The following is a 13,691-nucleotide window of genomic DNA, read 5'->3' on the forward strand; positions in this document are numbered from 1 at the left end:
GACCGCAGGACCATTTGGGAGAATGATGGGGGAGGCAAGGCCATGCTGCCTTTTGCGAATAATCAAGATGTGCGCAAAATTGAGACAGATCACCCGTGGCCTGCGGCCGCGCCTGCGCAAAGCATTTATGAATTGCTGACTGACGTTGCAGCGCGCCATCCCGCGCGCCCGGCGGTTACCTTTCAACTGTTTTCAGATCCTGACGCAAAAGCAGAGACATTGGATTGGCAAAGCCTCAGGGCGGAGGTGACCCAACTGGCCAATCTGTTTGCACGGCTTGGCATTGGCCCAGAGGATGCGGTTGCCTTTGTGCTGCCCAATAGCACCGAAACAGTCTTGACCCTTCTGGCGGGGATGGTTGCGGGCGTTGTGGTGCCCATAAACCCGCTGCTTGAGCCTGATCAAATCGCAAGCATCTTGCGCGAAACGAAAGCGCGGCTTGTGGTCACTTTGGCGCCATTTCCCAAGACGGATCTTGCACAAAAGACCGCCGCCGCCGTGGCCATGGCCCCCGAAGTTGAAACTGTATTGGAAGTTGATCTTCTGCGCTATCTGACGGGGATCAAGCGGGTGATCGCGCCCTTGCTGCGGCCCAAGGTAAAGGTCACGCATCAGGCCTGCGTGTTGTCGTTGCGCGCGGAAATGGCGGGCGAGACGGCTGATCTGTTGCGCCACCCAGATCAGGGGAGAGATCGTATCGCTGCCTGTTTTCATACAGGCGGCACAACCGGCATGCCCAAAGTGGCGCAGCACAGCTATTCGGGCATCATCTATAATGGTTGGGTAGGTCACAGTCTGTTGTTTACAGAAACCGATACGGTGCTCTGCCCGCTGCCGCTGTTTCATGTTTTTGCAAGCCATGTGATCCTTATGGGGGGACTGTGTTCAGGCGCCCATACGGTCTTTCCGACCCCGCAAGGATATCGCGGAGCAGGGGTGTTCGATAATTTCTGGAAATTGGTCGAACGCTGGCAGGTCACATTCTTGATCACGGTGCCAACCGCGCTTGCGGTGTTGATGCAACGGCCTGTAGATGCGGATATCTCCTCTGTGAAAACCGCATTCTCAGGATCAGCTCCCCTGCCATTGGAATTGTTTCGCCGGTTTGAGGGCGCAACGGGCGTCAGCCTTGTCGAAGGATATGGCCTGACCGAGGCTACTTGTCTTGTCTCCTGCAACCCAGTTGAAGGTGAGAAAAAGGTTGGGTCTGTTGGCATCCCCTTTCCGCATTGTAACGTGATCATCCTCAAAGATACGCCCGAAGGCCTCACAGAATGTGCCATTGATGAGATCGGCGAGATTTGCGTGGCAAGCCCCGGCGTGACGGAGCAGGGTATTTACAAAGACGCTACAAAATCGGCGGCGCAAATGTATGAGGGCCAATATTTGCGCACGGGCGATTTGGGGCGGTTTGATGCGGACGGGTATCTCTGGATCACGGGCAGGGCGAAGGATTTGATTAATCGCGGTGGTCACAACATCGATCCTGCAATTATTGAGGAGGCTTTGGCCACTCATCCGTCAGTGGCAATGGCAGCGGCCATTGGCCAGCCTGATCCAATCGCCGGCGAACTGCCCTGCGCCTATGTGGAATTAGTTGAAGGGGCAGATGTGACCGTGGATGCCTTAATGGAACATGCCCGCATCCATGTTACCGAACGTGCTGCAGCGCCCAAATATGTCGAAATTTTACCTGAATTACCGAAAACTGCCGTAGGTAAAACCTTTAAGCCTGCTTTACGCAAACTCGCGATTGCTCGCGTATTAGATGCAAACCTTGCTGAGGCGGGTTTTGCGGCCCGTGTTGTATCAGTGCGCGATGATATAAAATTTGGTCTAATTGTTTGTTTGAATAGTAATATTGATGAGGAGGAAGTAAAGCTGTCGCAGGTTATGGATAGGTTTTCATTGAAGTGGGAGTATCGACCCTAGCCTCAACTGATCTCAGAATTATTGACCAAATGATTATAAATTTTGTATTTTAAAAATTACAGCATCTTGATCCCGTATACTTCCGATGCAGTGCCGCTAAACAATGACTGTCTCTCCTCGTTTGAATAGTCATTGGTGGCGGTGTCAAACCCTGAAAAAATAGTGTTGAAATCTCCGCACAAGCCGTCCACCGGGAAGTTTGACGCAAACATAGATCTGTCAGGCGAGAAAATATCAATTGCCCTTCTGATGATGTCGCGATTGTCCGCTAGGGACCAAGGCTTTCCTGGAACACCTAATCCTGAAATTTTGATAAATGTTTGGGGAATTTGCGCAAAATCTTTTAGCGCTTCGTACCACCCAGCCAAACCCTCGGCGGATCTATCAGAAGGAAGTCCAGTGTGATTGAGTATAATTGGCACTTCTGGAGCCATATCTGCCATCGATTTTACTTCACACAAGTGCCACCACGGGGTCTGTAAATCGAACATCAGGTTTGATTTTGCTAAGGCTTTGTAACCGGCTTTGAAATATGGGTCTGTCATACCGCCCGGTGGTCCTCCTGGAGATGCATTGAACCGTGGTTTATGGCGTACAGATTTGACAATTGGTAGATTGGCTAAAGTAGAAAGAACCTCATCTAAATCGTTTTTGTCCAACCATGCTTGAGCGACATGCGCGGCTGGTTTTCCGGTACTATCTGCAACTTTTTGCATCCAAATTGCTTCGCCAGTTGGGTCCGCGGGATCCCATTCTCCCTCCATTGTTACATTCGCAACAATCTCCCAATCTGCTGATACTAAATCGTATTCTTTATGCATGAACCTTGTGCGGATACTGGAGTAATCACCATATCTAAACGGGATTAGGGGCTCGTCGCGGAGCCAAGGATGGTAATTTAAGTCTGGATCCCAAAAGTGATGATGAGCGTCGATGATTTTCATATTTCGCTCCCGATAAAGACAAATCAGCAGAAAGTTGGGTTATTGTAGATAATTAAATTACGGCATTAACGTTTCTTGTGCGCAGTAATAAACGAAAAGCTTGAAGCGTCGCGCTGGCAGAGGCAACGCCTTTACCGGCAATATCAAAAGCAGTGCCGTGCGCAGGGGTGACGATTGGTATTGGTAAACCGCCTGCAACGGTTACCCCACGCTCAAACCCCATCAATTTCATCGCGATTTGCCCTTGGTCGTGATACATTGTAACCACAGCATCCACTTCGCGGTTCTGCGCTTTTAAAAACACAGTGTCAGAGGGCCAAGGCCCAGTGACTTTCATCTGACTTTGTTGGTAATTCTGAATTACGGGCCCAATTACATCAATCTCTTCGCGCCCAAATTTTCCATTGTCGCCGGCATGGGGATTGAGTGCTGCAACCGCTATGTGAGGGTATTCAATTCCGAAGCGTTTGAGAGTTAAAGCGGCTAAATCAATGGCTCGGCTGATTGACAACTCATTTATATTGCGGGCCACTTCGCCCAAGCTTATGTGGCTTGTGACCCTGGTGGTCATGATGTTGTCCAAGACATTTATTTCAGAGTGATGGCCAGAAAACCCTATATGCTTGGCAATAAACTGATGCTCGTCTTGTTCTTCCATGCCTGCGAGTGTCAACGCTGCCTTATTGAAAGGTGCGAATAAAATACCATCGATAAGACCACTTTTAGCAAGATCTAAGGCGGTTTCCAGGCTGCGTAATGACGATCTTCCGCTTGCTAAACAAATATTGGCCACTTCAATTTCTTCAGGTTCACAGGTCTGTAAGTTAAGGTGTGCAACTCCTTCAAAACTGGAAATTTCTGAACGGGGTATTGTATTTAAAACTACATCTTTTCTGGCCTGCTTCGCGCCTTGTTTCCAAACATGAGCATCACCGACAAGAAGGATATTCGCCGCTTCTTTTACATCTGCTTCTTGTAATAATTTCGCGATAAGCTCAGGCCCAATACCGGATGGATCTCCTGGAATAATAGCAATTCTTGGCTTCATTGGATGCTTCACTTTCAAAAGTCCTCTATCATATCCGTAGAGTTTAAAATCGTGTTGGAGAAATCATCGATCATGGACATTTGGGGGCTCGAAATAGATGACAGATATCACCTGCATTAGTTCATTCCCCAGTCCAATTAGGGCGTCTTTTCGCCTTAAAAGCTTGAACGCCTTCTTGAAAATCTGAACTCCCATAACAAAGCTCGATCAAGTCCTCGCCGCTAGGTAAATCTGCGGTCCTTAAACGTTGAAGTGCTTTTTTACTTGCCGTGATGGTGAGAGGCGCCACGGAGCATAGCTTTTCAATCAATTCATCGCTTGCAGTGTCCATCTCCTGGGGGGGGACTATGCGGGCTAGAAATCCAGTTCCGGAAAGCTCTTCGGCGGTCATTAGTTCTGCTAAAAACAACATTCGTTTTGAAGCGGGTTCGCCAATAAGACTGATCATATTGGCATAGTTCCGCATAGAGAGGCAGTTTCCCAGTGTTCTAGATATCGGAACACCAAACCGAGCGCCTGTAGCAGCTAGTCTCAAGTCGCATGATGCTGCAATATTTAGGCCACCACCAATCGCCAAGTCGTCAATCACTGCCAGAGTAGGTGCCGGAATCGACACGAATTCATTGAGTATTCGGTCCATTTTTTTTTCATACTCAACGCCATGCTCACTGCGATCAAAATCAGAGAATTGATGTATGTCGGTACCTGCGACGAAGGCTTTACCACCCACACCACGTAAAACTACCGCTCTTAGCTTTGACATTGTTTGTAGACGAAGACTTATTTTTTCAAAGTCATTGTACATCTTCCAAGTCATCGAATTCATTGCTTCCGGTCGATCAAACCAAATTCTAGCAACAGATCCCTCGACTTGCATATGTACCTCACCGCTACTCACTCAAAAGCTCCTTCTGCGCGTAATTTGTTTGTATCTAATCCCAGTTCAATTGCTAGTTCATGAGTATGCTCCCCCAGCAGAGGCGGAGGTAAACGTACTTGTTGTGGGGTGTCTTGCAACTTTACCGGGAAGCCCAAAGATTTTATTGGCCCTTCAACGGGGTGATTGATTTCCAGAACCATGTCGCGTTCCAATGTATGATCAGCACTCAACACTTGCTCAAAGTCGTTAATTGGGCCTGCTGGAACACCGTAGTTTAAAAACTTTGTGACCCAAAACCCTACATTCTGTTCGCTGAAAATAGGTTTGAGTTCGGCTTCCAATTGGCTGCGGTTAGCGACCCGATCCATGTTAGTCATAAAGCGCGGATCTTCTTTTATTTCCGGGCGGTTAATCACATCACAAAATAACTCCCATAATTTTTGGTTTGCAGCGCCTACAACAAACATACCATCGCTCGCCATGAATGCTTGGTAGGGCGCGCTCATACGATTTGCTGTACCGAGTGGCTGGGGCGATTTGCCTGTGGCCCAAAATTCGGTGGTTTCCCAGATCGATAGAGATAGCGCTGCCTCAAAAAGAGAAGCGTCAATATATTGACCCGTACCAGATTTTGTGCGGCCAATTACTGCGCTTAGAATGCCATAAACGCAGAATAAGCCTGCTCCCAAATCGCCAACAGAAACGCCAGACTTTACTGGTCCCATATCGGGGTGCCCCATGGCGCTCATAACGCCAGACATAGCTTGTGCCATAAGGTCGAAACCTGGACGCTGAGACCAAGGCCCAGTCTGCCCAAAACCAGATATGCTTGCATAAATCAGTTTAGGGTTAATTTGTTTGAGAGATTGATAGTCTATGCCCAGCCTCTTTGTGACACCTGGTCGATAGTTTTCAACAAGCACGTCGGCTGTTTTAACGAGCTCTATGAACATGGTCATGCCTCCAGAGCTCTTTAGATTTAAGACAACTGATTTTTTATTCCGGTTCAACGCAAAAAAACCGGGACTGTCATTTCCTTTCATCCGAAAGCCCATTGCCGCTCGGGTTTGATCACCTTTTGGCGGCTCAACTTTTATAACATCTGCGCCCATATCTCCAAGCATCATGCAACAGAATGGCCCAGCCATCACCTGTGTCAGGTCAATTATTCTCAATCCTGTTAGTGGTAAGTTTGACGTGCTTGTTTGGCTGGGCATATCTTTATCAGTTCTTTGAGGTCGCAATTTGTTTGCAATATGAGAGACTATAAATTGGCTAGATCCAAGATTCTTATCCTGAAAGCTAAGCAAATTTGGTTAGATTAAGCTATGATTCATCGAGCTCGTGTTAGCTTTTCGAATGTCCGTAAAGTGTCATTTCCTGTAAAACTGGAGCTATTATGAAAGACCATTCGAAATTACCTCAAATTGGATTTGTCGGGCTTGGGATTATGGGCGCCCCAATGGTGAGGCGCCTTCTGTCGCGTGGCTTTGAAGTGACTGTATGGAACTTAGAGCCGGAACGGGCTTTAGAGGTATTGCCGCATGGAGCAATTTGGGCAGACACTCCAGCAGAAGTGCGCGAGTGCAGTGATATCCTTGCAATGTGTGTTCTGAACACTGAAGCAGTTGAAAACTGTTGCTTTGGTCCTTTAGGCTTTGCCAAATCAGATGGTGGCGCCGACCTGATTATTGATTTCTCAACTGTGCCACGCGAAGACACTGTGAGAATTGCTGGCAGAATGGCTGAACATGGAGTTGCTTGGATTGACGCTCCCGTATCAGGAGGTCCTGATCCAGCAGAGACCGGAACTTTAACGGCTATGCTAGGCGGTGTGCAGGCCGATTTTGAAAGAGTAATTCCGATACTTGATGCTCTGACAAAGACCTCAACTCTATTGGGTCCATTGGGTGCTGGTCAAATTGCTAAAACTTTAAATCAGGCGATTGTTGGAACGAATTATGTACTGATGGCAGAGGTTTTGACATTGGCGCGATCTGCGCAGATTGATCCCAGGCTTTTACCAGAAGCATTATCGGGTGGAATGGCGGATTCTCAAATTTTGCAACGGATCTACAAGCAGATGGTTTCTGAAGATTTTGATCCCCCTAAAGCTTACGCAAGACAGTTAGCCAAAGACATGACCGCTCTTGCCGCCTTTATGAAGGCTATTAATGGCGGGCTACCGCTTATTGATAAATCTATAGAAATCTACACATCCTACGCGAATGACGGGAACGACTTTTCCGACTCTGCTGCTATCAGTGATTACTATTTAAAAAAATATACATAATATGAAATAATTATTAGTTTTTGAATCACCTTGATCATCTGGTCATTCTGTCAATCGCGTACAACGTGTGTACTTTTGTAAGCTCAGAACCAATTGGATTACACACACCAACTTGGGCGTTTGTCGTATTAATGATCATATGATTTTGATGGTGCTGCAGGGGAGGATTGAACTCCCGACCTCTCCCTTACCAAGGGAGTGCTCTACCACTGAGCTACTGCAGCGCACGTGTGGCGCGTGGATTAGACGCAATCGCAGACCCATGCAAGACCAAAGCAAACGAAAATTCGCACCAGGGCCCAATTCCTTTTGATGGCTGCGGATGCGCATAGGCAATTTATGCCAATTTCGATTTGCATCGCGCTAGACGCGAATTGTCCGCTTCGCTATTAGAGGCTGCATGAAGCAACCATCAAACTCGCCGAAAAGATCGAATTCTGGTCAAAGAAGCGCACAAGACATTCGTACGGAGCGGTTGAAAGCAGCGCTTAAGGCCAATTTGGCCCGCCGCAAGGCGCAGGCCCGCAAAAGACGTGCGGAAGATGGCGAAAATGGCGCGGGCCCGTCATCTTGACGCGACCTGAGCAGAGCAAAAGAGGCAGCACCCGTGGACAGTATCATCGTTAAAGGAAATGGCCCGCTTTCGGGCGAGGTTCCCATCGCGGGCGCGAAGAACACCTGCCTAAAGCTGATGTGTGCGGCCCTCTTATCGGATGAACCTTTGACGCTGACCAATGTGCCGCGCCTGTCTGATGTGGCGACACTGGGCAGCTTGTTGGAAAGCTTGGGCTGCGAAGTGGCCCGTTTGGCAGATGGCCGCGCGATGATGATCTCGTCTGCCGATGTGACCAATCTAACCGCGCATTACGACATCGTGCGCAAGCTGCGCGCTTCTTTCAACGTGCTTGGGCCCTTAGTGGGCCGATTTGGTGAGGCGGTTGTCTCGCTTCCGGGCGGTTGTGCAATTGGTGCGCGCAAAGTGGATTTGCATTTGACCGCGCTTGAGGCTTTGGGGGCCACAATTGATCTGCGTGAAGGCTATGTTCAAGCAACGGCAAAAAATGGCCTCAAAGGGGCTGAGATCAGCTTTCCCTTTGTTTCCGTGGGTGCCACGGAAAATGCGCTTTGCGCGGCGGTTTTGGCCAAAGGCACCACCGTTTTGCGCAATGCCGCGCGCGAGCCCGATACCGTGGCGCTAGCGCATTGTTTGCAAGGCATGGGCGCAGATATCGAAGGCGCAGGCACAGACACCATCGTTATTCGTGGCGTGGATCGTTTGCATGCAACAACGCATCGTGTCATCGCAGATCGTATTGAACTGGGCACCTATATGATTGCCCCCGCGATTGCAGGCGGCAGCGTAGAATTGATCGGCGGCAGCCGTGCTATTGTGGCGGCCTTGGCCGATAAGTTGGAAGAGGCGGGGGTCGAGATTGTTGAAACCGATCGCGGCTTGCGCGTCAGCCACAAAACGGGCCGCGTGCGGGCCGTGGATGTGACCACCACCCCATTCCCAGGGTTTCCAACCGATTTGCAGGCACAGATGATGGCGCTGATGTGCACCGCTGACGGGGTTGCCACATTGGAAGAGACCATCTTTGAGAACCGCTTTATGCATGCGCCCGAATTGATCCGCATGGGGGCCAAAATTGATGTACATGGCGGAACAGCCAAGGTGACCGGCGTTGTACAATTGCGCGGCGCGCCTGTGATGGCCACGGATTTGCGTGCCTCGGTCAGTTTGATCCTCGCGGGGCTTGCAGCCGAAGGGGAAACCCGTGTGAACCGCGTCTATCACCTTGATCGCGGGTATGAGCGGGTTGAAGAAAAACTCAGCGGCCTTGGCGCACAAATTGAACGGGTGGCAGACCATGGTTGACGCCCGATTTGAGGATGGTTTCGAAGCGCCTTTGGCGCTTGCCGCTGCAGATGCAGAGGATGTGAAAATCCTGTCTGCGCTTGCGCAAGATGCCGTCCTTACTGCGGCTGATATCAAATACACGCGCGCCAAACGTCAGGTGGTTCTGCTGCTCAATCGCTTTCGTTGGGAAAATGGGGCGCGCGTCAGCCCGCCTGAGCGGGTGCGCAGTTTGCTGATTGTGGATGATTTGCTGAGTATGGCCGCGCAAGGCATCAGCCCGCAGGCGCGCGATGTGGTTTTATCATTGCTTTCGGTCGAGTGGCAGGCGGGCGAAGATGGTATGGGGCGCCTCACCCTGACCTTTGCAGGCGATGGGGCCTTGGCGCTTGAGGTCGAGGCAATCAATCTTGCTCTGCGCGATGTGACCAGGCCCTATCAGGCCCCTTCAGGAAAAACCCCCTCGCACCCGTGACGCTTTCGCGTCTTGAGCACGCGGCCAACAAAAGGTAAGCCCCTCCTATTCTGACGGAGACGGGTATGCCTATTTTTCTGAACACGGATACGGCGGATTTTGAGGCGGCGTTTGAAGCGCTTCTCGGGATGAAGCGCGAGGATAGCCCTGATGTAGATGCGGTGGTTGCCGATATCATTGCGCAGGTGCGCCGTGATGGCGATGCAGCCTTGATTGCCTTTGGCGAAAAATTTGATCGTGTCCGTCTGACGCCCGAGCAGTTGATCTTTTCCGAGGCCGAGATTGATGCGGCCATTGCCACTGTGCCCGCCGCCGAGCGCGCAGCACTGGAATTGGCCGCCACGCGCATACGCGCCTACCATGCCCGCCAACTGCCCGAAGATGCTGCGTGGCAGGACGAACTTGGTGCCAAACTTGGGTGGCGGTGGAGCCCTGTCTCCCGCGCGGGTCTTTATGTGCCAGGCGGACTAGCTAGTTATCCCTCATCCGTTTTGATGAATGCAATCCCCGCGGCCGTTGCAGGGGTTGGTCATTTGTCGATGGTGGTGCCGACGCCCGATGGCAAGGTAAACCCCCTTGTTCTCTTGGCGGCGCGTCTTGCGGGGGTGCATCGCATTTACCGCATGGGTGGTGCGCAGGCGATTGCAGCCTTGGCTTATGGCACTGAAACCGTGCTGCCCGTGGATAAGATCACAGGGCCCGGCAATGCCTATGTTGCAGCCGCAAAACGGCGGGTCTTTGGCAAGGTCGGCATTGACATGATCGCAGGCCCGTCTGAGATTTTGGTGATCGCAGATCGTGACAATGACCCCGATTGGATCGCACTGGATCTTCTGTCGCAAGCGGAACATGACGAAAGCGCGCAATCCATTTTGATCACGGATGATGCAGAATTTGGCTGCGCTGTTGCGGAGGCTGTAGATAAACGCCTCGAAACCCTACAGCGGCGGGCCATCGCAGGGGCCAGTTGGCGTGATTTTGGCGCTATCATTGTTGCGCGTGATTTGGATGAAGCGGCTGCGCTCTCCAACCGCATTGCGCCTGAACATCTCGAGCTTTGCGTGGCTGAGGCCGAAACCTATGCCGATAAGATCACCCATGCTGGGGCTATTTTTGTGGGGGCGTGGACGCCCGAAGCGATTGGCGATTACATCGGGGGGCCAAACCATGTGCTGCCGACCGCGCGCTCTGCGCGGTTCTCTAGCGGGCTATCGGTGCTTGATTTCATGAAACGCTCCACCATGGCGCAAATGACACCCGCAGCATTGCGGGCCATTGGCCCTGCGGCGGCAACATTGGCGAAATCAGAAAGCCTTGAAGCACATGGCCTATCGGTTTTGGCGCGGCTTGCGCGGATCAATCAGGGGGATGGTGAATGACAATGCGCATTACCGATATTCAGATTGACACCTCGAATATGCCTGCACCAACCCCTGAGATCGAACAGGAACGGCGCGTAGCGATTTTTGATCTACTCGAAGAAAACAGTTTTGTTTTGCCTGCGCGGGATCGGCGCACACCGCTCGATGGGCCCTATCATTTGGCTTTGGCCATTCGTGACAAACGTCTGGTCTTTTCTGTTGCCACCCAAGAGACGGAACTGGCCGCCGAATTCCACCTTTCACTGTCGCCATTTCGTCAGGTGGTCAAAGATTACTGGCAGATTTGTGAGAGCTATTATTCTGCCGTGAAAAAGCTACCTGCGGCCCAAATCGAGGCGATTGATATGGCGCGGCGTGGTATTCACAATGAGGGTGCGCGCGTTTTGCAAGAACGGCTTGAAGGCAAAGCCGAGGTTGATACCGATACCGCGCGCCGCCTCTTTACCCTGATCTGCGTGCTGCATTTCGGGAATTGATGTGGTGGGAAAAGAATTTCCATCCTCGGTTCTGTTTTGTTGCGATCATAACGCAACCCGCTCACCCATGGCGGAAGGGCTGATGAAGAAATATTACGGCCACCGCGCCTATGTTCAATCTGCGGGCGTTCATCATGAATTGGAGATAGATGGCTTTGCCGTTTCTGTTTCCGCCGAGATCGGTGTCGCCCTTGAACGTCATCGCGTGCGCTCTTTCGATGAAATGGCGGAATGGGGGGATGATCTCTCCGGGTTTGATCTGATCGTGGCGCTTTCGCCCGCCAGTCAACGCCGCGCGCTGGATCTGACGCGTCATGCGCATCTCGATATTGAATATTGGCCCATCATTGACCCAACAGGGTTGGGTGAAACGCGCGAGGCGAAATTGGATGCCTATCGCCAAGCCCGTGATCAAATCAAAAAACGCATTCTAGATCGTTTTGGCCCCCCAGATGCGGGGCTAGAACAGGAGGGGGACTAATGGATCTGATCAATCGGTATTACGCCGCGTTTAATGCGGGCGATCTGGAGGCCATGCTTGATTGCCTCAGTGAAGATGTGGCGCATCATGTTAATGAGGGGCAGGTGCGCATGGGCAAAGCGGCCTTTGCCGAATTTTGCGCCCATATGAACCGCTGCTATAAAGAACATCTCACCGATATTGTGGTGATGCAGAATGAGGCAGGCAATCGCGTTGCCGCCGAATTTATCGTGAATGGCACCTACCTGGCCAAGGATGGAGGATTGCCCGAGGCGCGCGGACAGAAATATGTCCTGCCCGCTGGCAGTTTCTTTTCCGTTGAGGACGGTAAGATCACCCGTGTTGTGACCTATTACAACCTTGCTGATTGGATCGCTCAGGTTTCGGCATGAGCCTTGCCTATCGCATCTATCGCGGGGCTGAGATCGCGGCAATTGTTCCCGATCTGGCACGGCTGCGCATCTCGGTCTTTAGTGATTGGCCCTATCTCTATGAGGGGGATTTGGCCTATGAGACGGGTTATCTCGCTCGCTATGCGCAAGGCGAGGCCATAGTGGTTGCCGCCTATGATGGCGCGCAGATGGTTGGCGCGGCCACGGGGATGCCCTTGCTTCAGCATGATGATGATTTCTCTGGTGCTTTGGCGGCCTGCGATATCGCCGCCGAAGATGTGTTCTACTGCGCAGAGTCTGTTCTGATGCAAGACCATCGCGGGCAGGGGGCAGGGCATATGTTTTTCGATACGCGCGAGGCAGAGGCCCGCGCACAGGGGAAAGCCTACAGCGCCTTTTGCGCAGTGGTGCGCCCTCTGGATCATCCGATGGCCCCAAAGGACTATCTCCCGCTTAATGAATTCTGGAAAAAGCGGGGCTATCAGAAATTGGATGGCGTCTTTGCAGAATTTTCATGGCTCGATATCGGAGATTCCGAAAAAACCCAAAAGCGCCTGCAATTTTGGATCAAACAGCTATGAAATGTGCCGCCGCTGCCTATCCGCTTGATCCCTTGACCCGTTTCGCTGATTTTGATGCGAAGATCACCGCATGGGTCGCTGAGGCCGCGGATGGCGGCGCAGAGATTGCGATTTTTCCTGAATACGGCGCGATGGAATTGGCCCATCTTGCAGGGCCATCCGTTGCGGCCGATCTTGAAGGCAGCCTGCGCGCAGTCAGTGATATTTGGCCTGAGGCGGATGCCCTTTTTTCGCGGCTTGCGGTGCAGCATGGCCTTGCCCTATTGGCTCCCTCTGCGCCAATTTTTGACCAAGATTATGGGCTGCGGCCCGTCAATCGCGCCTGCATTTATGGGGCGCAGGGGCGGATTGGGCATCAAGACAAGCAGATTATGACCCGCTTTGAACGCGAGATTTGGCATGTTCAATCGGGCGGGCCTTTGCAGGTCTTTGACTTTGGCGATCTGCGGGTGGGTGTTTTGATCTGCTATGATGCGGAGTTTCCGCTTTTGGCGCGCGCCTTGGTTGAGGCGGGGGTTGATTTGCTTCTGGTGCCATCCTGCACGGATAGCGGCGCAGGCTATTGGCGTGTTCGGGTGGGGGCGATGGCCCGCGCGCTAGAGGGACAATGCGCAGTTTTACAATCACCCACAGTCGGACAGGCGGCATGGTCGTCCGCAGTGGATGAAAACCATGGCGCAGCGGCGATCTACGGCCCGGCCGAAGCGGGCTTTTGTGACAATGGCGTGTTTGCTGAAGGCGCAATGAACAAGCCAGGATGGGTGATGGCCGATATTGACCTTGGTCGGCTGCGAGATCTGCGCCAAAACGGCACTGTTTTAACCCGCCGCGATTGGCCCGAGAGCGCCACGCGCACAGCGCTTGTGCCGCAGGTGAAAGATTTACCTTGAAAATCCGCTCCTTTGGGCGCATTTACCGCGGCGAAGCTGCCATTTGGGGCAGTGAGAAA

At 51.9% G+C, this 13,691-nt stretch carries 14 protein-coding genes and 1 tRNA gene; 10 read left to right on the plus strand and 5 right to left on the minus strand.

Translation table 11 applies throughout. From position 1 onward, the window contains the following. Window positions 1-42: 42 nt before the first annotated feature. Window positions 43-1,932 carry an acyl-CoA synthetase gene (locus AAC622_RS02070; protein WP_340260062.1) on the plus strand — a complete coding sequence of 630 codons (1,890 nt, stop codon included), beginning with the start codon at window positions 43-45 and terminating at the stop codon, window positions 1,930-1,932. A gap of 56 nt (window positions 1,933-1,988) precedes the next feature. On the opposite strand, the gene AAC622_RS02075 is transcribed toward AAC622_RS02070, so the two are convergent. From AAC622_RS02075 to AAC622_RS02090, 4 genes are all read right to left on the minus strand, one after another. After that, window positions 1,989-2,876, minus strand: a complete 888-nt coding sequence (locus AAC622_RS02075; RefSeq protein WP_340260063.1) for an amidohydrolase family protein — start codon at window positions 2,874-2,876, stop codon at window positions 1,989-1,991. 52 nt (window positions 2,877-2,928) lie between these two features. Continuing rightward, window positions 2,929-3,936, minus strand: a complete 1,008-nt coding sequence (locus AAC622_RS02080; RefSeq protein WP_340260064.1) for a 4-hydroxythreonine-4-phosphate dehydrogenase PdxA — start codon at window positions 3,934-3,936, stop codon at window positions 2,929-2,931. 109 nt (window positions 3,937-4,045) lie between these two features. After that, window positions 4,046-4,822, minus strand: a complete 777-nt coding sequence (locus AAC622_RS02085; RefSeq protein WP_340260065.1) for an enoyl-CoA hydratase — start codon at window positions 4,820-4,822, stop codon at window positions 4,046-4,048. Next, window positions 4,819-6,021, minus strand: coding sequence for a CaiB/BaiF CoA transferase family protein (locus AAC622_RS02090; RefSeq protein ID WP_340260066.1), 1,203 nt, complete (start codon window positions 6,019-6,021; stop codon window positions 4,819-4,821). Before AAC622_RS02090 ends, AAC622_RS02085 begins: the two co-directional genes overlap by 4 nt. 182 nt (window positions 6,022-6,203) lie before the next feature. Here AAC622_RS02090 and AAC622_RS02095 point away from each other — a divergent pair, with 182 nt between their 5' ends. Next, window positions 6,204-7,097 (plus strand): NAD(P)-dependent oxidoreductase, encoded by an 894-nt coding sequence (locus AAC622_RS02095; protein WP_340260067.1) that lies wholly within the window; start codon window positions 6,204-6,206, stop codon window positions 7,095-7,097. 149 nt (window positions 7,098-7,246) lie between these two features. Here the strand turns inward: AAC622_RS02095 and AAC622_RS02100 are convergent. Beyond that, window positions 7,247-7,321: transfer RNA gene (locus AAC622_RS02100), tRNA-Thr, on the minus strand. 383 nt (window positions 7,322-7,704) lie between these two features. On the opposite strand from AAC622_RS02100, the gene murA reads away from it, so the two are divergent. From murA to AAC622_RS02140, 8 genes are all read left to right on the plus strand, one after another. Next, a complete protein-coding gene (gene murA / locus AAC622_RS02105; RefSeq protein ID WP_340260068.1) occupies window positions 7,705-8,976 on the plus strand; it encodes a UDP-N-acetylglucosamine 1-carboxyvinyltransferase in 1,272 nt (423 codons plus the stop codon). Further along, the gene (locus tag AAC622_RS02110; RefSeq protein ID WP_340260069.1) at window positions 8,969-9,430 is read left to right on the plus strand and encodes a DUF2948 family protein; all 462 of its coding nucleotides are present in this window, start codon (window positions 8,969-8,971) and stop codon (window positions 9,428-9,430) included. The genes murA and AAC622_RS02110 overlap by 8 nt, the downstream gene beginning before the upstream one ends. Before the next feature lie 65 nt (window positions 9,431-9,495). Then, window positions 9,496-10,809 (plus strand): histidinol dehydrogenase, encoded by a 1,314-nt coding sequence (gene hisD / locus AAC622_RS02115; protein WP_340260070.1) that lies wholly within the window; start codon window positions 9,496-9,498, stop codon window positions 10,807-10,809. Then, window positions 10,806-11,288, plus strand: a complete 483-nt coding sequence (locus tag AAC622_RS02120; RefSeq protein ID WP_340260071.1) for a UPF0262 family protein — start codon at window positions 10,806-10,808, stop codon at window positions 11,286-11,288. The genes hisD and AAC622_RS02120 overlap by 4 nt, the downstream gene beginning before the upstream one ends. 4 nt (window positions 11,289-11,292) lie before the next feature. After that, complete coding sequence (locus tag AAC622_RS02125) at window positions 11,293-11,769, plus strand: arsenate-mycothiol transferase ArsC (protein ID WP_317655414.1); 477 nt, start codon at window positions 11,293-11,295, stop codon at window positions 11,767-11,769. After that, window positions 11,769-12,161 (plus strand): ketosteroid isomerase-related protein, encoded by a 393-nt coding sequence (locus tag AAC622_RS02130; RefSeq protein ID WP_340260072.1) that lies wholly within the window; start codon window positions 11,769-11,771, stop codon window positions 12,159-12,161. Before AAC622_RS02125 ends, AAC622_RS02130 begins: the two co-directional genes overlap by 1 nt. Then, window positions 12,158-12,742: a GNAT family N-acetyltransferase gene (locus tag AAC622_RS02135; protein WP_340260073.1), complete on the plus strand. Its 585-nt coding sequence runs from the start codon at window positions 12,158-12,160 to the stop codon at window positions 12,740-12,742. Before AAC622_RS02130 ends, AAC622_RS02135 begins: the two co-directional genes overlap by 4 nt. Next, window positions 12,739-13,632: a carbon-nitrogen hydrolase family protein gene (locus AAC622_RS02140; RefSeq protein ID WP_340260074.1), complete on the plus strand. Its 894-nt coding sequence runs from the start codon at window positions 12,739-12,741 to the stop codon at window positions 13,630-13,632. The genes AAC622_RS02135 and AAC622_RS02140 overlap by 4 nt, the downstream gene beginning before the upstream one ends. The last annotated feature ends 59 nt before the right edge of the window (window positions 13,633-13,691 follow it).

The organism is Roseobacter sp. HKCCA0882, assembly GCF_037805225.1.
Lineage (GTDB): Bacteria > Pseudomonadota > Alphaproteobacteria > Rhodobacterales > Rhodobacteraceae > M30B80.

What these genes read in the sequence shown, in the direction of transcription:
- AAC622_RS02130 (WP_340260072.1), top strand. Translation starts at nt 11,769, where the DNA reads ATGGATCTGATCAATCGGTATTACGCCGCGTTTAATGCGGGCGATCTG.
- hisD (WP_340260070.1), top strand. Translation starts at nt 9,496, where the DNA reads ATGCCTATTTTTCTGAACACGGATACGGCGGATTTTGAGGCGGCGTTT.
- AAC622_RS02095 (WP_340260067.1), top strand. Translation starts at nt 6,204, where the DNA reads ATGAAAGACCATTCGAAATTACCTCAAATTGGATTTGTCGGGCTTGGG.
- AAC622_RS02120 (WP_340260071.1), top strand. Translation starts at nt 10,806, where the DNA reads ATGACAATGCGCATTACCGATATTCAGATTGACACCTCGAATATGCCT.
- AAC622_RS02140 (WP_340260074.1), top strand. Translation starts at nt 12,739, where the DNA reads ATGAAATGTGCCGCCGCTGCCTATCCGCTTGATCCCTTGACCCGTTTC.
- AAC622_RS02090 (WP_340260066.1), bottom strand. Translation starts at nt 6,021, where the DNA reads ATGCCCAGCCAAACAAGCACGTCAAACTTACCACTAACAGGATTGAGA.
- AAC622_RS02135 (WP_340260073.1), top strand. Translation starts at nt 12,158, where the DNA reads ATGAGCCTTGCCTATCGCATCTATCGCGGGGCTGAGATCGCGGCAATT.
- AAC622_RS02070 (WP_340260062.1), top strand. Translation starts at nt 43, where the DNA reads ATGCTGCCTTTTGCGAATAATCAAGATGTGCGCAAAATTGAGACAGAT.
- AAC622_RS02110 (WP_340260069.1), top strand. Translation starts at nt 8,969, where the DNA reads ATGGTTGACGCCCGATTTGAGGATGGTTTCGAAGCGCCTTTGGCGCTT.
- AAC622_RS02075 (WP_340260063.1), bottom strand. Translation starts at nt 2,876, where the DNA reads ATGAAAATCATCGACGCTCATCATCACTTTTGGGATCCAGACTTAAAT.